19 protein-coding genes and 1 pseudogene are annotated in these 25,243 nt (G+C 65.5%); 10 read left to right on the top strand and 10 right to left on the bottom strand.

The annotated features are described in order from the left end of the window. Positions 1 to 52: 52 nt before the first annotated feature. Positions 53 to 613: a flavin reductase family protein gene (locus tag GGD90_RS02880; protein WP_228273669.1), complete on the bottom strand. Its 561-nt coding sequence runs from the start codon at positions 611 to 613 to the stop codon at positions 53 to 55. Between the two features lie 78 nt (positions 614 to 691). On the opposite strand from GGD90_RS02880, the gene GGD90_RS02885 reads away from it, so the two are divergent. Together GGD90_RS02885 and GGD90_RS02890 are read left to right on the top strand one after the other, a co-directional pair. After that, positions 692 to 961, top strand: coding sequence for a metal-sensing transcriptional repressor (locus GGD90_RS02885; RefSeq protein WP_153115772.1), 270 nt, complete (start codon positions 692 to 694; stop codon positions 959 to 961). Between the two features lie 22 nt (positions 962 to 983). Then, positions 984 to 1,925, top strand: coding sequence for a cation diffusion facilitator family transporter (locus GGD90_RS02890; RefSeq protein WP_153115773.1), 942 nt, complete (start codon positions 984 to 986; stop codon positions 1,923 to 1,925). Between the two features lie 365 nt (positions 1,926 to 2,290). Here GGD90_RS02890 and GGD90_RS02895 read toward each other — a convergent pair whose 3' ends face one another. Then, positions 2,291 to 7,045 carry a response regulator gene (locus GGD90_RS02895; RefSeq protein WP_153115774.1) on the bottom strand — a complete coding sequence of 1,585 codons (4,755 nt, stop codon included), beginning with the start codon at positions 7,043 to 7,045 and terminating at the stop codon, positions 2,291 to 2,293. Positions 7,046 to 7,407: 362 nt separating this feature from the next. Between GGD90_RS02895 and GGD90_RS02900 the strand changes: the two genes are divergently transcribed. The 4 genes from GGD90_RS02900 (at position 7,408) to GGD90_RS02915 (ending at position 11,046) form a co-directional block, all read left to right on the top strand. Further along, positions 7,408 to 7,797, top strand: coding sequence for a DUF2946 family protein (locus tag GGD90_RS02900; protein ID WP_184414907.1), 390 nt, complete (start codon positions 7,408 to 7,410; stop codon positions 7,795 to 7,797). A gap of 154 nt (positions 7,798 to 7,951) precedes the next feature. After that, on the top strand, positions 7,952 to 10,006 hold the full coding sequence (locus GGD90_RS02905; protein WP_228273670.1) for a TonB-dependent copper receptor: 2,055 nt from the start codon (positions 7,952 to 7,954) through the stop codon (positions 10,004 to 10,006). Positions 10,007 to 10,117: 111 nt separating this feature from the next. Continuing rightward, positions 10,118 to 10,546 carry a VOC family protein gene (locus tag GGD90_RS02910; protein WP_153115776.1) on the top strand — a complete coding sequence of 143 codons (429 nt, stop codon included), beginning with the start codon at positions 10,118 to 10,120 and terminating at the stop codon, positions 10,544 to 10,546. A 92-nt stretch (positions 10,547 to 10,638) separates the two neighbouring features. Next, positions 10,639 to 11,046 (top strand): GNAT family N-acetyltransferase, encoded by a 408-nt coding sequence (locus GGD90_RS02915; protein WP_153115777.1) that lies wholly within the window; start codon positions 10,639 to 10,641, stop codon positions 11,044 to 11,046. Positions 11,047 to 11,268: 222 nt separating this feature from the next. On the opposite strand, the gene GGD90_RS02920 is transcribed toward GGD90_RS02915, so the two are convergent. Both GGD90_RS02920 and GGD90_RS02925 read right to left on the bottom strand, forming a co-directional pair. Next, positions 11,269 to 11,934 (bottom strand): hypothetical protein, encoded by a 666-nt coding sequence (locus GGD90_RS02920; protein WP_153115778.1) that lies wholly within the window; start codon positions 11,932 to 11,934, stop codon positions 11,269 to 11,271. Between the two features lie 369 nt (positions 11,935 to 12,303). Continuing rightward, entirely contained in the window at positions 12,304 to 13,506 is a 1,203-nt protein-coding gene (locus GGD90_RS02925; protein ID WP_153115779.1) for an ammonium transporter, read from the bottom strand. A gap of 285 nt (positions 13,507 to 13,791) precedes the next feature. Between GGD90_RS02925 and GGD90_RS02930 the strand changes: the two genes are divergently transcribed. Further along, positions 13,792 to 14,685, top strand: a complete 894-nt coding sequence (locus GGD90_RS02930; protein WP_153115780.1) for a universal stress protein — start codon at positions 13,792 to 13,794, stop codon at positions 14,683 to 14,685. Positions 14,686 to 14,689: 4 nt separating this feature from the next. Then, complete coding sequence (locus tag GGD90_RS02935) at positions 14,690 to 16,381, top strand: cation:proton antiporter (protein ID WP_153115781.1); 1,692 nt, start codon at positions 14,690 to 14,692, stop codon at positions 16,379 to 16,381. A gap of 32 nt (positions 16,382 to 16,413) precedes the next feature. On the opposite strand, the gene mltA is transcribed toward GGD90_RS02935, so the two are convergent. Beyond that, positions 16,414 to 17,757 carry a murein transglycosylase A gene (gene mltA, locus GGD90_RS02940; RefSeq protein WP_153115782.1) on the bottom strand — a complete coding sequence of 448 codons (1,344 nt, stop codon included), beginning with the start codon at positions 17,755 to 17,757 and terminating at the stop codon, positions 16,414 to 16,416. Between the two features lie 62 nt (positions 17,758 to 17,819). Between mltA and GGD90_RS02945 the strand changes: the two are divergent. Next, positions 17,820 to 18,674, top strand: a pseudogene (locus tag GGD90_RS02945) (ATP-binding protein); the annotation flags it as partial. A 92-nt stretch (positions 18,675 to 18,766) separates the two neighbouring features. Further along, a complete protein-coding gene (locus GGD90_RS02950) occupies positions 18,767 to 19,873 on the top strand; it encodes a Nudix family hydrolase (RefSeq protein WP_153115783.1) in 1,107 nt (368 codons plus the stop codon). A 106-nt stretch (positions 19,874 to 19,979) separates the two neighbouring features. Here GGD90_RS02950 and GGD90_RS02955 read toward each other — a convergent pair whose 3' ends face one another. From GGD90_RS02955 to GGD90_RS02975, 5 genes are all read right to left on the bottom strand, one after another. After that, positions 19,980 to 20,198, bottom strand: coding sequence for a DNA gyrase inhibitor YacG (locus GGD90_RS02955; protein WP_153115784.1), 219 nt, complete (start codon positions 20,196 to 20,198; stop codon positions 19,980 to 19,982). A gap of 1,366 nt (positions 20,199 to 21,564) precedes the next feature. Next, positions 21,565 to 24,426: a DUF927 domain-containing protein gene (locus GGD90_RS02960; protein ID WP_153115785.1), complete on the bottom strand. Its 2,862-nt coding sequence runs from the start codon at positions 24,424 to 24,426 to the stop codon at positions 21,565 to 21,567. A gap of 12 nt (positions 24,427 to 24,438) precedes the next feature. After that, on the bottom strand, positions 24,439 to 24,648 hold the full coding sequence (locus GGD90_RS02965; protein WP_153115786.1) for a hypothetical protein: 210 nt from the start codon (positions 24,646 to 24,648) through the stop codon (positions 24,439 to 24,441). After that, entirely contained in the window at positions 24,645 to 24,944 is a 300-nt protein-coding gene (locus tag GGD90_RS02970; protein ID WP_153115787.1) for a hypothetical protein, read from the bottom strand. The genes GGD90_RS02965 and GGD90_RS02970 overlap by 4 nt, the downstream gene beginning before the upstream one ends. Then, positions 24,941 to 25,144: a helix-turn-helix transcriptional regulator gene (locus tag GGD90_RS02975; RefSeq protein WP_153115788.1), complete on the bottom strand. Its 204-nt coding sequence runs from the start codon at positions 25,142 to 25,144 to the stop codon at positions 24,941 to 24,943. The genes GGD90_RS02970 and GGD90_RS02975 overlap by 4 nt, the downstream gene beginning before the upstream one ends. Positions 25,145 to 25,243 lie beyond the last annotated feature (99 nt).

Here is a 25,243-nt window from a genome sequence, read left to right on the forward strand (position 1 = left end):
TTCCGCCACCCGCGCCGCGCGCACCGCCCGCCTCCTTGGCGGCGGTAGCCGCTCAAGCCACATCGAACATCTCGCCGGTGGCAAAGAAGCTGCCGCCAGCGACGTAATGCAGCGTGCGCAGACTGTCGTCCGGGAAGCTCCAGCGCCCTTTGCGGAAAACACGCGGGTCGGCCCAGGCGGCGAGCACTTCGCCGATGAGCAGATCGTAGCGCTGCTGGTTGTGCGCTTCGGGAATGAGCCGGCATTCGAGCCAGCCGACGCAGCCCTCGATCAGCGGCGCGGCGACGCGGCTTGCCGGCGCCGTGCGCACGCCGAAGGCGGCGAACTTGTCGAGCTCGCGACCGGAGTTCGAGCCGACGGCGAGTACCTGTTCGGCGATCGCCCGCGCCGGAACGTTGAGCACGAACTCGCCGCTGGCTTCGATCAGTTCGCGCGTCAGCGTCTGCCGGTCGATGACGACGACCACCTTCGCCGGATCGAGATCGAGCGGCATCGCCCACGAAGCCGCCATCACGTTCGTCCGCCCGGCATGCGCGCTCGAAACCAGCGTCACCGGGCCATGATTGAGCAGCAGGTAGGATTTCTTGAGATCGACTGCCTCGACGCTGTTCACTTGCCATCTCCTTTTCGGTTTGCCGGGTTCGGTGCAGCACTGGCGATATCCCCCCCGGGAGGATATGATAGTCGAACCATGACGACCAATGCCACCCACCCGGACGTGCTCAAGCGGCTGAAACGCGCGCAAGGCCATCTGAAAAGCATCATCACGATGCTTGAGGAAGAGCGCGGCTGCCTTGAGATCGCACAGCAACTGCTGGCGGTGGAAAAGGCCATCGCCAACGCCAAGAAGGCGCTGGTCCACGACCATATCGACCATTGCCTTGAACGCTCGGTGAAGGAAGGCGCACTGTCGGCCGACGACACCGTCCGCGAGTTCAGGGAACTGACGAAGTACCTTTAGCGCACAGACAGGCGAAACCGTCATGGCTCATCTTCACACGGCAGATCATTCGCACACCTGCAACCACGCCGGGCATGGACATGTTCACGGCGCCGGAGCGAGCGGTTCCGGCAGCGCTTTCTTCATCGCCGTCTTTCTCAATACGGCTTTCGTCGTCGCCGAGTTTGCCTTCGGTTTCATCGCCAACTCGACGGCGCTGATAGCCGACGCCGGACACAATCTTTCCGACGTGTTCGGCCTGCTGCTGGCCTGGGGCGCGGCGATCCTCGCCCGCCGCGCGCCGGCAGGACGGTTCACTTACGGCCTGCGCGGCACCTCGATCCTCGCTTCGCTGGCCAACGCCATGTTCCTGCTGGTCGCCTGCGGCGGCATCGCCTGGGAGGCCGTGCAGCGCTTCAGCCAGGCGCCGGTGGTCAACGGGCTGACGGTGACGCTGGTGGCGGGCGTGGGGATCGCGATCAACGGCATTTCGGCCTGGCTGTTCGTCAAGGGCAGCAAGGGCGACCTGAACATCCGCGGCGCCTATCTGCACATGCTCGCCGACGCCGCCGTCTCGTTGGGCGTCGTCGTCGCCGGTGTGGCGATGATGTTCACCGGCTGGCACTGGCTCGACCCGGTGGTCAGCCTGGTCATCGTCGCCGTGATCGTCGCCGGCACCTGGGGCTTGCTGCGCGAGTCGGTGCATCTGGTGCTCGACGCCGTGCCGGCGGACATCGACGCGCAGGCAGTCGACGCCTGCCTGCGCCAGCTCCCCGGCGTCAGCGACGTGCACGATCTGCACATCTGGGCGATGAGTACCACCGAGAATGCGCTGACCGCGCACCTGGTCATTGCCGACGACCACCCCGGCGACGCCTTCATCGACGAGGTGACGGCAAACCTGCGCATGCGCTTCGGCATACAGCACAGCACACTGCAGATCGAACGGGGGACGACGGCGCATCGCTGTTGTCTGGCGCCCTGAGTGCGGCCAGACGCGCAAGCAATAAGCCGGGCTCAAGCTAAGTCACTGCTAATTCTGGCGTTTCAAAAAAACGTTCATCCAGCAGTAGACACGGCCGTTTAAAGGCGTAGTGTTGAGTTGCGTCGGGACCGGATCACTGGTTCAGGCCCAATAGCAACAACGCGACTGGAGGTTGAATGGCTGATACTCAACTGCAGGAACAGATGACTGAGTAGGTCCCAAGCGGCGAATAGCCGATTGCCTTGGCCCGGAGCGCCGAGGTTCAAGTCTCACAAAGCCCATGTCCCTGCGACATGGGCTTTTGCTTTGGCGCCACGGATACTCCCCGGCGCCGGCGATGCGCGGCATGGCGGCCGATCGCGAACTCAGCTGAATCGGGGATCGGCGCTGTCGATGATCGCCAGCGCCTCGGCAAAGCGGAAATCGCTCACCGCCGCAGCTGCCTCAGCGTAGCGAATGCCGAGGGCTGCGCGCAGCGGACCGGCGTTGTCATCGAACAGCTGCAGGCTGGAAAAGTCTCCGTCAATCAGTGCCGCGCTCAGTTTCTCCCGCAGGTCTTGCCAGCTTTGCGGTGCCAGCGCTTGTGCGGCGGGCTGAGCGGGCATCTGCGGCAAGCGGCTGCTAATCGCGCCGATTAATCCCGGCAGGATTCGGGCAATCTCTTCGAGTGGGGCGCGGATCGCTGTTTCGCTGCTGTTCTGGCGAAGCAAGGATTCAAGATGCCCGGCCAGATCACTGATACGGGTCGCACCGATCTGTGCCGACACGCTCTTCAACGTATGGGCGACGCGCTGGGCATCGTCGATCCGGCCGGCTTGCAGCGCCTGCTCGACACTCTCGGCGGCAGCGTACTGCCCTGCGCAGTAGTGGGCGAGCAGACGGAGATACAGAGACTCCCGACCGAGCGCGTTGTGCACTCCCTGTCGAACGTCCAGGCCTTCGATGCGCAGGAGCGCAGCCATTGCATCCACCTCAGGGCTGGCTGCCGGCGCGTGCGTCGCCTCCGCTTTCCCGCCTGGCTGAGCGGGTTTGACCCATTTCCTGAGTTTATCGACCAGATCGGCCGGATCGATCGGCTTGGCAATATGCTCGTTCATCCCCGCCTCAAGGCAGATTGCGCGGTCGCCGGGCATGGCGTTGGCGGTCATCGCCAGGATCGGCAGATCACGCAGCAGAGGCAGCTTGCGGATTTCGCGCGCGGCGGTGATGCCGTCCATGACCGGCATCTGCAAGTCCATCAGGACCACGTCGTAAGCCTGTTGCTGCAGCTTGTGCAGCGCCACCTCGCCGTTCTCTGCGTAGTCGACGTGCAACCCGAGTTCGCTGAGAAATTCCGTCGCGACTTCCCGATTGAGTTCGTTGTCTTCAACCAGCAGCGCACGTGCTCCGGCCAGCTCCTCGATGACAACCAGCGGCGAAGCCTTGGACGGCACAAGCGCAGCCGCTGCGCCGCGCTCGCCGCCGAGTTGCGCGGTAAGGGCATCGAACAGCGCCGATGGCGTCACCGGTTTGACGAGGACATCGCGGATGCCAACCTGGGCGGCGGCATGCATCACTCTGGCGCGATCAAAGGCAGTGACCATCAGCACCACCGGCGGCGAGTGCAACTGCCGGCGCTGAATCTCCCTGGCGACGGCAACGCCATCACCGCCCGGCATCTGCCAGTCGAGCAGGATCAGCGCGTACGGCTTTCCGGCCGCGTCGGCCAAATCGATTTCCTGCAGCGCGGCGGCGCCGCTGTCGACCAGCTCGGTGTCGACGCCAAGGCTGCGCACCATCTCGCCGATCGCCTGCCGCGCCATATCGTTGTCATCGACGACCAGCACCCTGAGGCCGCACAAATCGGGCTGCAGCAGCCTGCGCTGCACCTTCTCCGGTGCCTTGCTGACGTCCAGCCGGACGCTAAACCAGAAGCGCGAGCCGACGTCGGGCGTGCTGTCGAAGCCGATCGTTCCGCCCATCAGCTGGACGAGGCGTTCGGCGATGGCAAGGCCAAGCCCGGTGCCACCGTACTTGCGGGTGACCGAGGTATCGGCCTGCTGAAAAGCCTGGAACAGCTTCTTGCGCTGCTCGGGCCGGATGCCGATGCCGGTATCGCACACTTCAAAACGCAGCAGCACGCTGTCGGCCGATAGCTCCTGCGGCAAGACATTCAGGCTGATCTGGCCACGTTCGGTGAACTTGACGGCATTGCCGGTCAGATTGACCAGGACCTGGCGCAGGCGCAAGGCGTCGCCGACGAAGAGCAGCGGCAAGCGCGAATCGACATCAATGATCAGCTCGACGCCCCGGCTGGCGGTCTTTTCGGAGAACAGTCCGGCAACGTCATCAAGCAGCTTTTCCAGATCGAAGTCGATCTGTTCCAGTGTCATGCCGTGCGCCTCGAGCTTGCTGATGTCGAGGATGTCGTTGATGACGCCGAGCAGCATCTGGCTGGACGATTCGATCTTGCACAGATAGTCGCGCACCTTGGCTGGCGGCGCAGCCTTGAGCGCCAGATGCGTCATGCCGATCACCGAATTCATCGGCGTGCGGATCTCGTGCGACATGGTCGCCAGGAAGTCGGACTTGGTTTTCGCCGCGTCTTCAGCCAGCCGTCTTGCCTTGACGATTTCATCGAGCGCCTGCCGCTCGACGGTGATGTCTTCAAAGGTGCCGGCGAGGCCTTTGTCCGGATCGAGGCGGTCGACGGCCTGCACCATTTTGCGACACCAGAAGCGGCTGCCGTCCTTCCTCACCAGCTGGCTTTCTTCGCGGAAGTAACCGTGCTCGCTGACACCGGCGAGCAGACGCTCGCTGATCTCGGCATAGCTTTGCTCGTCCGGGTAGAAAATCCGCGTGTTCCGGCCCAGCAGTTCGTCCGGCGCGTAGCCGAAAAGCGTCTCCATGGTGCGGTTGCAGCGCTGGATCACGCGATTCCGCGACAGCATGACGCCGACGGTGGCCGCGTCGAAGACCGCCTGCAGTTCGTCGGTCGCCTTGCGCAGGGCTTCGGCGGACTCGCGCGCAGCGGTGATGTCCTCGAGCATGCCGATGACGCCCTGGCCCGGATCGCCGGCGACGAGGCTTCGGGCAGAAACGCGCACCCAGAGCATGCTGCCGTCGCGACAACGCGACTGCTGTTCCTTGACGTAAGCCTCGCCGGCCGCGAGAGCCGCGTAAAGCTCGGCCCCGACCTCCTCCCAGGAGCGGTCGCCAGCAAACAGTACGCGGGTGAACTGGCCGTCGAGTCCGCCGCAGTCGTAGCCGAACATCTGTTCGAGACGGCGATTGCATTGTTCGATCCGCCGCTCGCGCGTCAGCATGATGCCGGCGCTGGCACCGTCAAAAATGGCTTGCAGGCGAGTGTTGCTCTCGTTCAGTCTGGCCGTCGCCGCCTCGAGCTCGGCGGTACGTTCCTCCACCCGCTGCTCGAGCGTGCGCCGGTAGTCGGCGAGTTCCTGCTCGGTTTTCTTCTGCCCGGTGATGTCGCGCCAGACGACATGCAGCACATCCTTGCCGCCCATGCGGATCGGCGTGACCAGCACCCAGACGGTGAAGGGCTCGCCGTCAGCGCGAACGTGTTCCCACTCGAACTCGTTCGATCCCTTGGCATAGGCGACCTCGACCACCTGCCGCACTTTTTCCGCGGATCGCTGCCCGTCCGGCTGGAACTCGGGCGAGATGTCGGCCGGCGACTGGCCAAGAAACTGCTCGAGCCCGTCGAGGCGCAGCGTATCAAGGGCGGCCCGGTTGGCCGCGACGAAACACTCGCCCTCGTAGATCAGGATGGGCTGCCGCGTGTCTTCAAACAAGCGGCGAAAGCGCGACTCGCTCTCGGCCAGCCGGTTCTGGACTTCCATACGCTCGCTGGCATCGAGCGCCACCCCGTCCCAGACGACACCGCCGGCCGCCAGGCGGCGCGGCCGGGACTGGACGTGCAGCCACTTGCGCTTGCCCGACGGCACCCGGATCGGCAGGATCGCCGAAAAGTCGGTCAGTTCCTGCGCGCTGCGCTGTTCGGCCTCGGCCAAACCGGCGACGGCTTCGGGCTCGACGCAAGCGAACAGGCACGCCGGATCTGCCAGCACCGCTTCGGGCGTCAATTCGAGCAGACCGACAACCCCGGCGCTGATGTAACGAAAACCTGCGCCGGAATCGCTCAGCTCGTACTGATAAACGAAACCGCCGGGCAGGTTGTTGCCGACCGAACGCAGCTGCTCCTCGCGCTCAAGCAGCGCATCTTCGGCACGCCGGATGTCGGCAACACGCTCGGCCACCGTGCGGCGCAGGGTGAATATCCACAAGGCAAGCAAAGCCGCCGCCGCCACGAGTACGGCGACCGCAATGCCAGCGTATTCGTAATAGCGCTGGTAATCGGTCGGCGTGCGCAGCCACTTCTCGCGCAGCGACTCGATTTCGGCGTCGCTGATCGCCGCCATGCCCTGCTCGACCAGCCGCAGCGTGTCAACATCGCCCTTGCGCACGGCACGGTGAAACTGGCCTTTGCCAAGTTCGAAAGCCTTCGCGAACTGCCGGTTCGCCTGCTGCTGGTAGAGGTAGAAATTCGCCGGGTATTCGTCGAGGCAGAAGACCTTGACGTCCTGCGCCATCGCGCCCTGGATCAGCCGGGTGTAGTTGCCATAGAAGACAAGGCTGCTGATTCCGGCGGCCTTGAGCGTTTCGATGCAGGCGTCGCCCTCCATGACGCCGACCTTGAAGCCGCGCAGCGCGTTGAGGCTGGTGACGCCACTGATCGAGACGTCACGGTAGATCGCCACCGGCAGATCGGCGTAGGGTCTGGAAAACTCGTAATAAGGCGCACGGCCCGGCGTCGCGAAAATGTTCTCGATGACATCAGCGCCGCCGTCGAGCAGCGTTCGCTGCGCCAGCTCCCATTTGAGCGCCTTCAACTCGACACGAATACCCGTTTTCGCTTCCCAGAGCTTCCAGACGTCTACGAGGAAGCCCTCTTCCTTGCCGTCGGCGTTGAGGAAAAGGTAGGGCGGGTAGTTCTCGTCGCCGACGACGCGCAGCGTTTTCTGCGCGGGCTGCGCCAAGGCCAGCTGTGCGCAGACCAGCCACGACAGTGCGGCCAGCAGGCTGATCACGCAGGGTCGAATCGTTTGACGGGCACGCATCGGTCTTCTCCAAACCTTGCATCGCGACGAGGTTCGATCCCCCCCCTGTCACAGCCGCTGGCAAGGCTTGCAGGCCATGCAGGAACGCTAGGCAGCCGTCATGAGGGCGACGCTGTTGCAGTGTAGCGGATTCTTCCCGGTCGTCGACGCCCGGCTGCCGCCGCAGCGGCCACCGTGTTGCGAATGGTTTCCATCTGTTATACGATGAAACGGCATCAATCCTCATCATCTGCGTGGTCGTGAAGCGTGCCGCCGGAATCGAAGAAAATCCCTGGCAGGAAGGGCTCGCTGGTGAATCGCCTGAAAAATCTGCGCAGCGCCCTGCCTGCAATCGCGTGCGTCCGCTGATGCGAGCGGCGCACATGCACGCCTTCCGCCACCGCTGCGGGCTGTGGCTGGCAACCTGCGTACTCGTCTTCGCCGTACTGGCGCCGGCGATTGCGCAGTGGCGAGCCAGCGCCGACGATCCGGCACAAGGCACAGTGCAGATATGCACGGCCGCCGGCATGGTCACCCTCGGCGGGTCGGCGCCCGCCGATTCAGACGACGGCGGCCAGCGCGGCAGCCACTGTCTGTGGTGCAAGCTGCACGTCTGCACCGGACTGGCCGCGGGAAACCCGGGCTGCCTCGGCGGCGAGATTGCCCGCAGCATTCCGGCGACGCCACCCGAAGCCCCGCCGCGCCCGCGTTTTACGCAGCACCGGCCAGACTCGCCGCGCGCACCGCCCGCCCCGCCCGCCAGTCTCGCCTGAGCAGGGCCGCACGCGGCCGCAGGTTTCGCGCCTGACGCGGACCTCGGCGCGTGCCGGCGTCACCTGCGACTTACCCCCCGATTCGATTGTTGCGCCCAGCGCGGCCCGCACGCGGCCGCGGCTGCGCGTGCACGCCCCAGACAAAGGAATTCTCGTGAACAAGACTCTCATCGCCGCCTCGCTGGCAGCGATTCCCTGCCTTTCCGCCATCGCCGCCGAAGACCAGAACGCGGCACCACTCGACGAAGTTGTCGTCACTGCGCCGCGCATGGAACAACCGCTCAAGGTCGTCACCGACCCGAAGGCGCCGCGGCAGCCGCTACCGGCGCACGACGGCGCCGACTTCCTGAAGAGCATTCCGGGCTTTTCGGTGATCCGCAAGGGCGCCACCGACGGCGACCCGGTGCTGCGCGGCTTTTCTGGATCGCGCCTCGGCATCCTGCTCGACGGCCAGGAAATCTACGGCGGCTGCGGCGGCCGCATGGACCCGCCGACGGCCTACGTCTACCCCGAAGCCTACGATCGCGTCACCGTGCTCAAGGGCCCGCAGAGCGTACGCTACGGCGCCGGGCAATCGGCCGGCGTGGTGCTCTTCGAGCGCGATGCGAAACGCCTGCGTGAAGCCGGCATCAGCGGCAACGCCAGCCTGACGCTCGGCAGTGCCGGGCGCAACGACGAGGTGTTCTCGGTACGGGCAGGAACGCCGGACTACTACCTGCGCGCCGGCGCCACGCGCGCCGACGCCAAGGACTACAAGGACGGCAACGGCCGGCGCATCCACTCCGCCTATACGCGCTGGAGCAGCAACTTCGCCTTTGGCCTCACCCCCGACGACAACACGCTCGCCGAACTGGCCTACAGCCGCAGCGACGGCGAAGCCGCCTACGCCGACCGAGCGATGGATGGCTCGAAGTTCGCGCGCGAGAACGTCTCGCTCAAGTTCGAGCGGCGCCGGCTCTCCGAGCTGGTCGACAAGGTCGAGGCGCTTGCCTACTACAACTACGTCGACCACGTGATGGACAACTACCGCCTGCGGCCGAACGCCAACACGGCGACGTCCTACGCGGCGATGAACCCCGACCGCAAGACCGTCGGCGGCCGCTTCGCGCTGACGCTGACGCCGAGCAGCGAGTGGTCGATCATCGTCGGCGCCGACGCCAAGAACGACCGTCACCGTTACCGCAGCGCGATGATGCAGGCCAGCGCCGCCGCCGCGACTGCGCTCTACGAATCGCTGCCCTGGCGCGACGACATCGAGTTCACGCAGACCGGCGTGTTCAGCGAAGCAACGCGATTCCTGACGCCCGACTCACGCGCCATCGCCGGCCTGCGCGTCGACTGGCACGAAGCGACCGACCGCCGACCGGACCGCTACAGCGCGGCAACGAGCCCGGTCAACACGACCAAGGGTGCGACGCGCCACGACACGTTGCCGAGCGGTTTTGCGCGGTACGAGCGCGATCTCGCCGAACTCGGTGCGACTGTCTACGCCGGCCTCGGCCACGCCGAGCGCATGCCCGACTACTGGGAACTGCTGGAAAAGGACCCAGCCACCGGCCAGAGCGCCTTCCTCGCCACCCGCCCGGAAAAGACCAGCCAGCTCGACGTTGGCGGCCACTGGCGGCGCGGCGACTGGCAGGGCTCGCTGTCGACCTTCTATTCCAAGGTCAGCGACTATCTGCTGATCAACTGGGATAACGGCCAGACGCGCAACGTCAACGCCACCATCTTCGGCGGCGAGGCCGACGCCACCTACCGTCTGTCGCCGACCTGGTCGACGACGGGTACGCTGGCCTACGTGCGCGGCAGCAACGACACCGACAACAAGCCGCTGGCGCAGCAGCCGCCGCTGGAAATGCGCCTGTCGCTGAACTACGACGACGGCCGCCATTCCTTCGGCGCGCTGTGGCGCGCGGTCGCCGCGCAGGACCGCTACGACATCGGCTCCGGCAACATCGTCATGAACGGCAAGGACATCGGCCGCAGCGGCGGTTTCGGCGTCTTTTCGGTTAACGCCGGCTGGCGCCCGGCCAAGGGCACGCTGCTCACCGCCGGCATCGACAACCTGTTCGACAAGGCCTACGCCGAGCACCTGTCGAAGACCGGCCAGTCCTCAGGCCTTTCGGGCGCGGCGCTGTTCCCGGCCAACACCCGCATCAACGAACCGGGCCGCACCTTCTGGCTGAAGGGGCAGATCGCCTTCGACTGAACTGTGGGTTGAAGCACTGACGCAGCCCGCGCACCGCGGGCTGCGCCATCAGCGCTGCGTTATGCTGCGGCGACATCGCACCGGGCGCCGGAGCATACCCCAGGAGGTTTCATGGAAACGCAAGAACTGCATCGAGGCCGTCTGCTCGATCACATCCAGCTGGTCGTCAGGGACATTGCCGCGAGCCAGGCTTTTTACGCCGCCATTCTGGAGTCGCTGAATGTGCCGATGGGCGGCACGGGCGACGGGTATTTCTGGGCCGACGAACTGTTCGTCACCGCCGTCGACAGCCCGGCGGCGCTGGGGGTGCTGACGGGCCGCCATCACCTGGCATTCCAGGCGCAGGACCGAGCCATGGTCGACAAGTTTTACGAAACCGCACTCGCCCACGGCGGCAAGGACAACGGCGCGCCCGGCGAGCGCGCTTACCATCCCGGCTACTACGCAGCTTTCGTCCTCGACCCCGATGGCAATAACATCGAGGCCGTCTATCACGGAGACGCGACACGCAGCGCCGCCTCCGTGTCGATCACTTTCTAGGCGCGGCCGGCCGCAAACCCCTGCCGCTTCACTTACGACGGCGCCTCAGCGCGGTGCCGCAAACTCCAGACGTCTGGCAGCAAGGAAACTCCATGTACGCTGAAATATCGATGCAGGACTCGCTGGAACAATCGGAAGTCATCGCCCTTTACCGGGCAAACAAGTGGTCATCTGCTGAAAAACCCGATCAGCTCCTCGCTGCTCTTCGCAACTCGCACAGCCTTGTAACCGCGCGGCGCAACGGTCAGCTCATCGGCATCGGCAACGCAATTTCCGACGGCCATCTTGTTGTTTACTTTCCGCACCTGCTGGTACACCCGGATCATCAGGGGAAAGGCGTCGGCAGGCAGATGATGAATGCCATGCAGAAGAAGTACGCTGGCTTCCACCAGCAAATGCTTACGGCCGATGGAAAAGCCATTGATTTCTACAAGTCGCTGGGCTTTTCCAGGGCAGGCGAGACCGAGCCAATGTGGGTATATGGTGGCAGCGAGCATTGATGCCCGAGCGGTCACTCCAAACGCTTGAGGAGGCATGGGGGACGTCGCAAGCGGGATTGGTAGGGGTGGAAGAGGAACCTCTGGCTGCCTGGCACAGGCGGGAATTCGGCCTTAGCGGTCGATTATGGCAAGTGCTACGCCGGCCTCTGGCGGTCATTGGCAAAGCCAGAACTATGCATCTGCTATCGACTACGCTCCAGTCGGTCTTGAAGAGCTTCTGGATCAGTTTCCCCTGCGTTGACTTACGTTGTCTACGGAAGGTGACGTAAAGAGGTACGGTCCAGCAGCCACGAGATCGGCACGAGAAGCAGAACGAATGTAGGCCTCGACTTCTGCTGAAGCTTCAGCCATGGCAGATTTCACGTAAGTGATTGACGCCAAGGTAAGTAGTCGTAAATTGCTGATGTGCCAATCATCGAGCGATGATGCCTTAAAGAGAGTCACAACTGGCGAGCCTACACGTGCCACTGGTCCATCGGGGTTGGCAATTGGCACCAATACGGCACCTTGCGTGTACGCATTTTCATCATGCACAACCGTCTTATCCCTCAACGCTTGGAGAACAGAAAACTGTGCACGGCCCTCCTCTGGCTCATTCGCTAAGACCACCGCTGCATCAAGCTTTCTCCGACTTGCGCTGTGTTTAAAGCATTTGAAGAACATGGTGAGCGCCGCCGTCCACAGGGCATCTGCTTCTGGCGTTGGCTGAGTGTGCTTGTGAGTAAGAAGCTCAAGCCAAACGAGAGTGACCTCAAAATCGGAGAGATGAAGATTGAGGTCTACCCAACGTCGTGCACTTTCGTGATTGACGGCGTACATGTGAACCTGCCCTTCCGGCAGAGTCCCTGAGGTTTGGCCAGATTCAACCCTTTGCATGTTGATGCTCATTCTTCCCTCAGATGACATCTCGCCTCCTTCGTCTCACATTGGGGAAAAGTAGATATTCAAGTGATCAGTATTCCAGAGTATCCGTCCCTCGAGCGCTTGAACGATCAGGCATGTTTTTTTACCCAGAACAGGTTTCGGATACTGCGTCGCCAAATGTCAGATAACCATTGGAGTGCGGACATTGGCTTATATACGGTGAATGATGGTTACGGGGCGGTAGCAAAGCTCCTGGCGTGACTCATTAAGCGTCAGCTTTGGCCGAACAACGGAAGCCCCAAAAGCGCAAAGCCCGGCAAGAGCCGGGCTTTGGTCTTCTACGGTCCGACAGACTTTATTACCATCCGACAGACTCTATTCCTTCCAAACAAACTACCAGTTCGTCTCCCGCTCGGCAGTTGCCGTTATTTTGTGGATGGACAAGTCGGCACCCTCATATTCCTGCTCCTGATCCAGGCGCAGGCCGATCGTCATCTTGAGCAGACCATAGACCGCAGCGCCACCGGCCAGCGCCACCACGATGGCCAGCGCGGTCATGATCAGTTGCGGCATGAAGGCGACACCGCCGGCGCCGCCGAGGCGCGGGTCGCCGAAGATGCCGGCGGCAACGCCGCCCCAGGCGCCACACAGGCCGTGCAGCGGCCACACGCCGAGCACGTCGTCGATCTTCCAGCGGTTTTGCGTCTGCGTGAACATGTAGACGAACAGGCCGCCGGCAACGCCGCCGACGATCAGCGCGCCGATCGGGTGCATGACGTCGGAGCCGGCACACACCGCCACCAGCCCGGCGAGCGGGCCGTTATGCACGAAGCCCGGGTCGTTGCGGCCGACGAAAAGCGCGACCAGCGTGCCGCCAACCATCGCCATCAGCGAGTTGAGTGCGACCAGCCCGGATATCTTGTCGAGCGTCTGCGCGCTCATGACGTTGAAGCCGAACCAGCCGACGGTGAGAATCCACGCACCGAGTGCAAGGAAAGGGATCGATGAGGGCGGGTGGGCGGCGACGCCGTTGCGCGTGTAGCGGCCGTGGCGCGCGCCGAGCAGCAGCACCGCCGCCAGCGCGATCCAGCCGCCCATCGCATGCACCACCACCGAGCCGGCGAAATCGTGGAATTCGGCGCCGTAGGTTTCCAGCAACCAGGCCTGGATGCCGAAGGCGTGGTTCCAGGCGATGCTCTCGTAGAAGGGGTAGACGAAGCCGACGAGCAGGAAAGTCGCCGCCAGCTGCGGGTAGAAGCGCGCACGCTCGGCGATGCCGCCGGAGATGATCGCCGGGATGGCGGCAGCAAAGGTGAGCAGGAAGAAGAACTTGGTCAGCTCGTAGCCGTTCTTCTGCATCAGCGTTTCGGCGCCGGCAAAGAAGTTGATGCCGTAGGCGATGCTGTAGCCGACGAAGAAGTAGGCGATGGTCGACACGGCAAAGTCGGCAAGGATCTTCACCAGCGCATTGACCTGGTTTTTCTTGCGCACGGTGCCGAGTTCGAGAAAGGCAAAGCCGGCGTGCATGGCGAGAACCATGATGCCGCCGAGCAAAATGAAGAGGACGTCGCCGCCGGTAGTCTTGAGCGCTTCCATGGCGCCTCCGGGAAAAGAGTTGCGCCTGCGTAAGCAAGCAGCGCGCCCGTCGTCTTCGCCTGTATTTTCATGGTCTTACGCAGACGGCCGCCGCGCAAATGCACCACGACGATGCATCGCGCAGTTTTGCGCACAAGACAGGTGCGCAACGCACCACGACAGAGCAACGCACCATTTCGTAATACAGCCGATATCGGTAACACGGTCGACCACAATTCTTCAGCGGCGCCGGGCACCGTACAATGAGAACCCTTCCGACTTACGCCGAGAACAGACGAGGAAGCCATGAGCACGATCAGACGGATCATCGCGGCGACAGACTTCTCGCCGGCTGCCGAAGCCGCACTGCAAAGAGCCCAGCAGATAGCCGCAGCAAGCGGTGCCAGCGTCGAGTTTGTCACCGCCGTACACCTGCCTCCCTTGACCGAAGCCTGGCGTCGGCTGGTCGAGGAAGAAGGCTTTTCCGAGCAGCGCATCGTCGACACGGCGAGCGCCCGCATCGCAGAAGCTGCCGCAAGCGCCGCCGCGAGCGGCGCGCGTCCGGCAACACGCGTGCTGCGCGGCCGGCCGGCGCAGGCAATCGCCGAATGGGCCGAAGAGAGCGCTGCCGACCTGCTCGTCGTCGGCGCGCACGGCGAGAACTTCCTGCTTGATCTGTTCATCGGCGCCACCGCACTCAAGCTGCTGCGCCTGACGCGGACGCCCGTGCTGCTGGTGAAGACGCATTCGCCCGCCGCTTACGAAAAGATCGTCGTCGCCACCGACTTCTCGCCGGCAGCGCGCGCCGCCGCCGAGCTTGCCGGAGCGCTGTTCCCGCGCGCGCGGCAGCATCTCTTCCATGCCTACGAAACGCCCTTCGCCCGCCAGATGAGTTACGCCGGCGCTGATGCCAAGGCGGTCGAGTATTACCGGCAACGCAGCGAGTTCGAAGCCAGCCAGCAGATGGCGGCTTTCGTGCACGCGCTGGGCAAGAACGAATATCGCCACCGGCTGCTGCGCCACGGTTATCCGCCGACGCTGATCAAGGACTACGCCGCCGAAGTCGCCGCCGATCTGGTCGTCGTCGGCACCACCGGCAAGAACGACTGGCAGGCGACGCTGCTCGGCAGCGTCAGCACCCACCTTGCCGGCGAACTGCCCGGCGATCTGCTCCTCGTGCCACCGCGCGGCGATTGCTGATCCGATGCATGAATTCACCCTGATCTCGACGCTGGTAGCGGCCTTCGCGCTGGCACTGGTTTTCGGCCTCATTGCAGCGCGCCTGAAAGTGCCGCCATTGATCGGCTATCTGCTCGCTGGCGTCGCCATCGGCCCGGCGACGCCGGGTTTTGTCGGCGATCTCGAGCTTGCGGCACAACTCGCTGAAATCGGCGTGATGCTGCTGATGTTCGGCGTCGGCCTGCATTTCTCGCTCGGCGACCTGCTCAGCGTGCGCCGTATCGCGTTGCCCGGTGCGGTCGTGCAGATCGGCGTCGCCACCGCGCTCGGCACCGGCCTCGCGCTCGCCTGGGGCTGGTCGCTCGGCGCCGGGCTGGTGCTCGGGTTGTCGCTCTCCTGCGCATCGACCGTCGTGCTGCTGCGCGCGCTTGAAGCGCGCGGCATCCTGCAGTCGGCCGACGGCCGCATAGCCGTCGGCTGGCTGGTCGTCGAAGACCTCGTCTGCGTGCTCGTCCTCGTGCTCATGCCGGCGCTGGCGACGGTCGGCGGTGGCGGCGACGCGGCCGAACAGGCAACGGGACAAAGCCTGTGGCTGACCATCGGCATCATGCTCGCCAAGGTCAGCGCCTTCATCGCGCTGATGGTGCTGGTCGGGCGGCGGGCCTTGCCGCGCCTGCTGTGGATCGTCTCCGGAACCGGCTCGCGCGAGCTGTTCGTGCTCTGCGTGATCGCCGTCGCGCTCGGCGTTGCCTACGGCTCGGCGGCGCTGTTCGGCGTGTCGTTTGCGCTCGGCGCCTTCTTCGCCGGCACGGTGATGCGCGAATCGGCTTTCGCGCACCGCGCCGCCGAAGAATCGCTGCCGTTGCGCGACGCCTTTTCGGTGCTGTTCTTCGTTTCGGTCGGCATGCTCTTCGACCCGGCGGTGATCATCGAGCAGCCGGGCAAGCTGGCGGCGGTGGTCGTCATCATCATCGTCGGCAAGACGCTGGCGGCGATCGGGCTGGTGCTGGCGCTGCGCTACCCGCTCGGCACGGCGATGACGGTCGGCGCCAGTCTGGCGCAGATCGGCGAGTTTTCGTTCATCCTTGCCGGCCTCGGCGTCGCGCTCGACCTGCTGCCGAAGGACGGCCAGAGCCTGATCCTCGCCGGTGCGCTGATCTCGATCGCGGCGAACTCGCTGGTCTTTGCCGCCATTCCGCCGATCCGCCGCTGGCTGCTGGAGCATTCCCGGCTGGCGCGCGAACTTGAGCTGCGCGTGCATCCGACCTCTGCGCTCCCCGATCCGGTGCAGATCAGCGGCCAGGTCGTCGTCGTCGGCTACGGCCGCGTCGGCCGGCGCATCGTCGCCGAGCTGGAAGCAAACGGCATCAAGTATCTGGTCGTCGAACAACAGCGCGAAAAGGTCGAGGACTTGCGCACGCGTGGCGTCGTCGCGGTCACCGGCGACGCCGCCGATCCGACCGTGCTGGTGCAGGCGCATGTCGCCGACGCCGCCATGCTGGTCATCGCCACGCCCGATACGCTCGACATCCGGCGCATCGCCGAACTGTCGCGCCGGCTCAATCCGGGACTGGGAATCGTCGTGCGCACGCACTCCGAAGAAGAAGCCGAGCTGCTGCGCCAGGAGGCGATCGGCACCGTCTTTCTCGGCGAGCACGAACTGGCGGACGGCATGAGCCGGCACGTGCTGGCGCGGCTTGCTCAGGGCGAGGACTAGAAGACGCCCCGAGCGGAGCTGCGCGCGAGCGCCTACTTCGGCGCCAGCCCCGGCGGCAGCAGCACCCACAGGCGGCCGCCCTGCTTCATCCGCCCGGCCTTGGCACCGGCCTCGGCACCGAAGCCCCAGAAGAAATCGGCGCGCGCCGGGCCGCGGATGGCGCCGCCGGTATCCTGCGCGAGCATCAGGCGGTTCATCGGCGTGCCCGAATTTGGCTGCGTCGTCGACACAAACACCGGCGCACCAAGCGCGGTGAAACGCGGGTCAATGGCGATGCTGCGCCCCGGCGTCAGCGGCACGCCGAGCGCTCCCGGCGGCCCTTCGTCGCCGCCGCCCGGCAGTTCGCGGAAGAAGACGTAGCTCGGGTTGCTGTTGAGCAGTTCGGTCAGTTTGTCCGGATGCGCGCGCGCCCACGCCTGGATTCCCTGCATCGATGCCTGTTCGAGCTTCAGCTCGCCGCGCTCGACGAGCAGGCGGCCGATCGACTGATAGGGATGCCCGTTCTGGTCGGCGTAGCCGACACGCATCAGCGTGCCGTCGGGCAGGCGAACGCGGCCCGATCCCTGAATCTGCAGGAAGAACAGCTCGACCGGATCGTCGACCCAGACGAGCACGCGGTCGCCACGCTCTTCCTCGCGGCCGACGATCTCGGCGCGCGGGTAGTAGGGGACGATCTTCTTGCCGACCAGACGCCCGCGCAGGCGCAGGTTCTTCACTTCCGGAACGACGTCGCCGAGGTCGACGGTGATCAGGTCGTCGGGCGGCGCCAGCACCGGGAAGCGGATTTTTATCTTGCCACGCGTACGCCCGCCGGTGAGCAGGGGTTCGTAGTAGCCGGTGATCAGCGCATTGCTGCCACCGTCAGGATTGGTCAGCAGATACGGCGCGAAGCGCGACTCGAAGAAGCGACGCAGCGTGGCGGCGTCGGTCTTCTTCAGCGCCTGCGCTTCCTCGCAGGCAGGGCGCCACAGCGGCCATTGCGCCGCCTGCCCCTTGCCCGCCAGCGCGCGGCATGAGGCGAGGAATCCCGGCCACGCCGCGCTGACGTCGTCGTCGGCCCAGCCGGGCAGATCGCTCCAGCGCGCGGCTTGCAGAGGCTTGACGGCGGGCTGCGGCGCCGCCACCGGCGCGCTCGGGCCCGCCGCGCACACTGGGCACACCGGACAAGTCGCCTGCGGCGCGCAGGCTTGCGGGGCCTCGCTGACGGCGGGCAGCGACGGCCGCGGCGTGGCGCAGGCGGCGAGCAGCAGGCTGGCGCCAACTGCAGCAAGCAGCGCCGCGCTGCTGTGCCGGCGATCGTGCGCAAGGCTTCCGGCAAGGGATAGCGCCGACTGGCGCAGGCCGCTGCGCACAGCCTTCGTTTGGAAATTCGGCATGGTTTGGCTAGAGTGGCGAGTCTTCATCCGCCCGAGTATACCGCCTCACCATGACCGATCCGATGCAGCAACTGGCCAGCCTGCTCACGCGCGCCGAGCAATTGCTCGCCCGACTCGAGCCGCTGCTGCCGGCAGCGACACCTGCGCCCGACTGGGAATCTGCCGTCGCTTTCCGCTGGCGGCGCGACCGCAACCGGCAAGCCGGCTGGCTGCAGGCCTTGCAACAGCTGCCTTCGATCCGTCTTGGCGACCTGCAGGACGTCGACGAACAGAAGGCGCGACTCGACGCCAACACGCGCCAGTTTCTCGCCGGCCGCCCGGCCAACAACGTGCTGCTCACCGGCGCGCGCGGCTGCGGCAAATCGTCCTTGATCAAGGCACTGCTCAACGCCTACGCCGCCGACGGGCTGCGCCTGATCGAAGTCGACAAGAGCGATCTCATTGATCTGCCGGACATCGTCGAACTGATCGCCGGCCGCCCCGAGCACTTCATCGTCTTCTGCGACGACCTCTCCTTCGACGCCGGCGACGCCGCCTACAAGGCGCTGAAAGTGGTGCTCGACGGCTCGCTGGCGGCACCGCCCGACAACGTGCTGATCTACGCCACCTCCAACCGCCGTCACCTGATGCCCGAGTACTTCGCCGAGAACCTGGAAAGCCAGCGCGTCGGCGACGAGATTCATCCGGGCGAGGCGATCGAGGAGAAGGTGTCGCTGTCCGAGCGCTTCGGCATGTGGCTGTCGTTCTACCCCTTCGATCAGGACGCCTACCTCGACATCGTCGCGCACTGGCTGGGTCATTTCGGCTGCGGCAAGGACGAGATCGCCGCGGCCGAACGCGAAGCGCTCAACTGGGCACTGCTGCGCGGTTCGCGCAGCGGCCGCGTCGCCTGGCAGTTCGCGCGCGACTGGGCGGGGAGCCACGGCAAGGCAGCGAAGCCGGGCGGTGGCAAGCGCGCAGGAGCGAAGAAAGCAGGCAGCGGCAAGGCGCGTACTGGCGAGGCGCAGCGATGAGCAGCACCGACTCCAGCAACCGCGGCGCCGCCGCGCAGGAAGCCACTCAGGCGACGGATGCGGCAACGGATGCAGCAACGAATTCGCCTGCGGCCGGCACAACGACGCCAACCCCGTCGGCAGACATCGTCGAAGTCGCCGCCGCCGTCATCCTGCGCACGAATTCCGCCGGCGCGCGCGAATTTCTGCTCGCGCAGCGCCCGCCGGGCAAGGTGTACGCCGGCTACTGGGAATTCCCGGGTGGCAAGGTCGAGCCGGGAGAGACGATGCGCCAGGCGCTCGACCGCGAGCTGGTCGAAGAACTCGGCATCGAGGTCACGCAGGCGACACCCTGGCTGACGCGCGAATTCGTCTATCCGCACGCCACCGTGCGCATCCGCTTCTTCCGCGTCGAAGCCTGGCGCGGCGGGATCGCGCCGATCGAACACAGCGGCTTCGCCTGGCTGACGCCCGGCGCGCCTTCGCCGGTCGAGCCGATCCTGCCGGCCAACGGGCCGATCCTGCGCGCCCTCGAACTGCCCGCGCGGCTGCTCATCACCAACGCCGCCGAAAACAGCGTCGACGGCGAGCTCGCCCGCCTGGCACGCGCGCTCGGCGATCGCTCAGCGGCGACCGCCAGCGCGCATGAAGGACGCGCCTGTCTTGTCCAGGTGCGCGACAAGGAACTGCCGGCAGCGGAGCGGCAGCGTCTCGCCGCCGGCGTCGTCGCACTGGCGCGACAGCACAGTGGCGTGCGCGTCCTGATCAACGACGACGCGGCGTTGGCGCGCAGCGTCGGCGCCGATGGCGCGCATCTGCCGGCGGCGCGACTGCTGGCGAAAGATGCCGTACGCCCTGATTTCCCGCTCGTCGGCGCCTCGTGCCATTCGGCAGCGGAACTTGCTCGCGCAGCCGAGCTAGGCTGCGATTTCGCCGTTCTCGGCCCGGTGCTGCCAACGCCAACGCATAGCGAAGCCGCCGGTTGCGGCTGGGAAGCGTTCGCGCAACTCGCGGCACGCTCGCCGCTACCGATCTACGCGCTCGGCGGCATGCGCGAGGAAATGCTGGCGACGGCCTGCGCGCACGGCGCCCAGGGAATCGCGCTGATGCGCGGCTGGGGCTGAGCGGAAAACTGCGGGAAGGCCTGACTGGCGAGGGAAACGCCCGAATCGAGCGGGAATGGCTTGGGATGGCGGGCGACAGCGCCAGCAAACGCCGCGCAGCGGCGTTTCAGGACTTGGTGTCGGCCGACGGCGCTGGGGGGAACTCGCTGTCGGCATCGTCCAGACCGCTGGCCTGCACCGGAACGCGATAGGCCTCCGATGCCCAGGCGCCAAGGTCGATCAACCGGCAACGCTCACTGCAAAAAGGCCGCCAGCGATTGTCCGGACTCCACAGGGATTCGCCGCCGCATTGCGGACAGCGCACACGACGCACCGCTTCGGCCATCAGAGATTACAGAAAGAAAGATTTAAGAACGGCTGAAAGCCAGCCATGGCAAGGGTTTCGTTTTTCATGATTCTTTCTAGCTACCCACCTAGCTACCCAATTCGTCCCGCAAGGGGTCAAGGTGGCAAATTATGCCCTAGGTCGAGGCATGCGCGGGCGGGAGCCTACACACCCCGGAAACGAGAACAGGGAACCCCATTAACATGCATTCCGCATCCCCGCCCCGGTTTCATTACAAAGACGAGAAAAGGGGGTACCCCCCCTCTCTCGAAACTCCCGCACGAAAAGAAAAGCCTAAGCGGCCGGTCCCGAGCAATCGACCGCCTAGAGATTTTGCCCCCCCTACCGGGTAGCCATTGCCCGCCCATCAGCACCAATCCGGCCCGCCAGCAGCGCAAACAAACCTGCCCGCCCCACCCCATACGCGACGGCTTTCAAGGCTTCCGCCTAAGCTACCCCTCGTTTTTGACTGGGACAACTGGGACAACTGGGACACTTCAAGCAAACCCTTGCCATTGCTGGGCTTGGCCTGTCAAATTATGCCTTTGTCACTGGGACAACACTGGGACACGCTGGGACACTCGTTATCAGGAAGGCGCAGAACGGCGCACGGATCAGCCATAGCAGGTAGAGAGCAACGACGGGACGGCCACCACGCACCAGGGCGAAGCTCACACCAACGCCCAGCGGGTAGCCAGCCGGTAGCTGGTAATCGAGACCTGCGGCGCCAGCTGGCGTCCCTCGGCCAACGGCTCGACAGCAACAGCCGCCGACGGGACGGCCACCACGCACCAGGGCGAAGCTCACACCAACGCCCAGCGGGTAGCCAGCCGGTAGCTGGTAATCGAGACCTGCGGCGCCAGCTGGCGTCCCTCGGCCAACGGCTCGACAGCAACAGCCGCCGACGGGGCGGCCATCGCGCACTAGAGCGAGTGCGGCCACGCTGGCGCTTTAGGATGCCGCTCGCACCAAGCCCGGCCACCTGTCCGCGCTTGATCGTTGATCGGGGTCATCAGGCAAGGGCGAGAAGCCCTCGCAGCGGCGCAGCATATTCGCGATAGGCTCATAGCCACGGGCGGCGACGAAGGCGCCACGTGCCACCGCCAAGCAGCGCCCGCGGGAGTTTCGCTCAGCGCACTCCAGGCAGCGGCGCCGGTTGTCCCCTTGCTGCTCGCGGCCTTCGATCTGCTCTCGCAGCCCAGGTGCCCCAACGGCTGCGAATGCGGCTGCACTGGCGGCCATGGGCGGGCAAGGCGTATCCGGTGGCAGCGTATCGCCGTCACCGGGGGCCGATTGCGGCACAGAGGCGGCGGCTGGGCGCGCTTCCTCATCGCTCGCCGCCTCTGGCTCGAACATCGCCCCCCAATCAATCATCATCGTCGTCCCATATCGCCGGCAGGACGTGAATAACGCGCGGCCGGCCCTCGGTCGGAATGGCGATTTTCGTCTGCCACTCGCGACCCTTTTCCGTGCCCCTCGCGATGTAGCCGCGGGCGAGCAACAGCCGCCCCACCGCTGCCGCATCAAAGCCTTTGCAGACGCGCGTTCTGAACGGCTCGGCGAAGATGAAGAACTCCGAAGCATCGGCCTCGGGATTGTGGCGCCGATAGCCCGCCCGATCTGTAATGCGGGGCGCGTGCTTGTCGGTATCGTTGGCTGGCCTGTCCCAGTCGGTAAAGACGCCCTCACCATGCCGGCGCAGGAATTCCCGCACTTGCTGCAGCATGGCGCGCTCTTCCTGATTGCCTTCGCCGCCACGGCGCGACAGCCACGCCTCGAAGCATGTACGCGCCGCCTTCATGGCCTCACCGGCAGCCCAGCCCGTTATTCCCAGCTTCGTCGCCAGCTCACCGCCTGCGCCTACCAGGGCGAAGCGTCCGGCAACCCGGCGAGCTTGCCCGTGGGCGTCATCGCTCAAGCAATGCGCCTCAAAGAAGCGCTGCGCCTCGCGCACCACGTCGACAACGTCCTGCTGCATCTTGGCGAGCTTCCCCAGGTAGGCAACGAACGCGACGCCGTGATGCTGGCGCGCCGCCCGGTCAAGCGCCTTGGCGAATTCCCCTCCGCCCTTGTAGCCGTGCAAGTCCTCAAAAACCCCCATGCCGGCGCCAGCGTCGGCGGGAAGTTCGGCGAGGCGCAATTCTTGCCCCGCCCTCGGCGTCTTGCCGGCCTCGCCCATGTGCTCGGTCAAGCCGATTTCACCCGCCGACAGGAACAGCACGCGCCAGGTCGCCCGCTCCCGCGCGCCACCAGTACGCCCCGCCCGCGCCTTGCCGCTACCGTTGGCGAGCATGTAGGCCACTTCGCCGGCCGCGCGCGGATCGATCTGCGCCAGCTCATCAAGCAGCAGCGGCGCGTCGCAATGCTGCGACGCCAACCCTTCAAGCCCGTTATCGGTGGCGCGCCAGCGTTGCATGAACTCCGGCCCGCCGCACACACTGGCCGCCACGCGTAACGCTGTCGTCTTGCCGTCGCTCGAATTGCTGCGCAGGTGAAAGCCTCCGCTTTCCGATCCGGCGATGTAGAGCAACGGCGCAGCAAATGCCATCGAAACCGCGAACACCAGGCGGGAATTCCCGCTGCACAGTGCCGCAACCTCGCGCTGCCAACTGGCCAGCGTGCCACGCTCAGCAAAGGTGCTTGCCCCGCCATCACTCTGGAAAATCCACGCGCCATCATTCGGGCCGAAAGCCTGCCCAGGAAGAACATAGCTCGCGCCTTCCGGCCCGTCCGGATGCCAGCCGGTGCGAGTCGTTACGCGCGCCCGCTTCTTCGTTTCGGCCGTCTGCAGGTACTCAATCAGGCGCGGCTTGCCACTCGGGGCGATCTTCAAACCGTGATCGAGCAGCAGGCCGGCAACCTCGGCGCCATCACCGCGAAACGCCTGCATCGGCACAATCACCTGATGAAGCTTGCGGTCGGGGTCGGTAAATTCAGTCAGCAGCCCCCAGCCAGAGTTTTGCGGATCGCGCACCAGCGCCGTTACGGCGAGGGGCGCGCATATCCAGCGCGGCGACTTGTCGGGTTCGAAGAAATAGACGCCCCGTTCCTGCAGCTCGAATCGGCGAGAAGGCTTTTCCGGCGCCGCGTCTGGCGAGCTGGCGCCCGCCGGTTCCCCCTTCCCGGACAGTGCAGACGTCTGCACCGTAACCGCCTGCAGGGCGTCCGGGTTCGTCAGCAGCAGTGCCAGGTGCGTCGCCTGCCAACCACGCGCGGCCAAGTCTGCAGCATCGTCCCCGGCGCCCAGCTCGCCGCCGGCGGTCAAGGTCGCCACACCTTCGGCTTCGCCCGGCTGCTGCGCGAGCAACGCCAGGTTGAAGCGCTTCACCGGCCCGGCGCCCACCGCTGCCAGTGCCGCAACCAGATCGGCGGCGGCCTTCTCGCCGGCCTCGTCGTTGTCCGGCCATAGCCAAACCTCGATCCCGGCCAGCGGCGTGAAATCCGCCTTGCTCACGGCCTGCGCGCCGCCCTGCCAGGTCAGGACAGGATGTGCCGGCAGCAGCAGCGCCGCCGCATCGCGGGCCTTCTCGCCTTCCACCAGCACGGCGGGCGCGGCCTTCCCCGCCAGATCGGGCAGGCCCAGCAGCACGCGCGGCGCTGGCGGCGCCTTGAACTGCCAGAACAGCCGGCCATCGGGACGGCGCCACAGTGTCAGCGGGGCGAACTGCTTACGCTCGCCGGCCGGCTCGAATCGGTCGTGATAGAAGCAGACCCGCCCGGCGGCGTCGGTATAGGCCCAGCGTGCCGCCGGCTTGCCGTGCCGCGCATGCGCTGCCGGTGGCGGCGGCGCATCGTCGGGCACGGGCGAGACGAAAACAGCGCTATCAGCCGCGGCGGGCGCTTGCCGGGGCGATGGCGCCGGGGCGGGCGCGGCTGCTCCCTTGCCGGCCTCGCGGTCGCTCGCTGCAGCGCGTTGCTGCGGCTCGGCTATTGCGATGCCGAGAAAGGCCGCGAGCTGGCGGCCGGCTTCGCCCTGCTTCACGTCGCGCAGGTAGGCCGCGAGCGCCACCAGATCGCCGCCGCGGTCGCCGGTGGCGAAGTCTTGCCAGTGCCCGGTGTCGCGATTGATCGAGAACGAGCCGGGTTTTCCGTCGTTGCGCTTCGGGTTGCGCGGTAGATACTCGCGGCCCTGATTCTTGCCACCGGCGAGCCCCAGCCAGTCGGTGACGCTATCGAACTGCGCCAGGGCGGCGTCAGCGACGCGGGCTATCCATTGATCTGAGGCCATGCGTCACCGTTCCTAAACGTCGCGCCCGATCGAACTGACGGCATTGGCCACGGCAAACGCGCCGCGAAGCATCGCCAGTGCGAGGATCAAAGCAGGCAGCACTGCCTTGCCATGTTTGCCGGCAGGCAAATTTGCGGCTTCGATGGCTTGCGCCACCGTCAGGCAGCTTTCTGCATCATTGGCGATCGAACGCCACGCGGGGGGAACACTGCCCTGCTTCATTCCAGCACCCCGTGCGCGTCAATGGCATCGTCGATCAGATCAAGGCGAACTGCCAAGGCGTTACCCGCAACGGCTATGGCTTCTGCGATCTGATCTAGGCCCACTAGCCGTTCGGTCAGATAGTAGAGTGCGCACGCTTGCACGTATCCAGCGAGCAACGCCGGCGCAGCCTTTGCATGTCCGGCGCCGAATTTCTCATCGATGCAACGCTGCCCTTCATCAACGAAGCCGTTGATTGCAATGGCCGCATGGGCTTCGATCTCTGACAGGTTGACGGAAGCTCTGGCCTCGCTCATTCCGCACCGCCTTTCGGCTGGCTGGCCTCGGCGATGCGCTCCGCAATCCACGCATCGACAGCTTCAGCCGGCAGGGCGGATGCGCGTTCACCGAGTTTGACCAAGGGGCCGATGCGGCCTGCCTTGATTTCACGGTACACCTGAGAAGGGGATACGCCCATGCGGCCTGCGGCCGTAGGGATTCGTTCAAGACGTGGCATGTTGTTCGCTCCGTTGTATGCGCCGTTATGGCGCGACGAAACGAACAATATTTGCCGTCGCAGGACGGAAAAAGCAGAGGATCGGCCTTAAATGTATTT

This window comes from Rhodocyclus tenuis, from assembly GCF_014197755.1.
GTDB classification, from domain to species: Bacteria; Pseudomonadota; Gammaproteobacteria; order Burkholderiales; family Rhodocyclaceae; genus Rhodocyclus; species Rhodocyclus tenuis.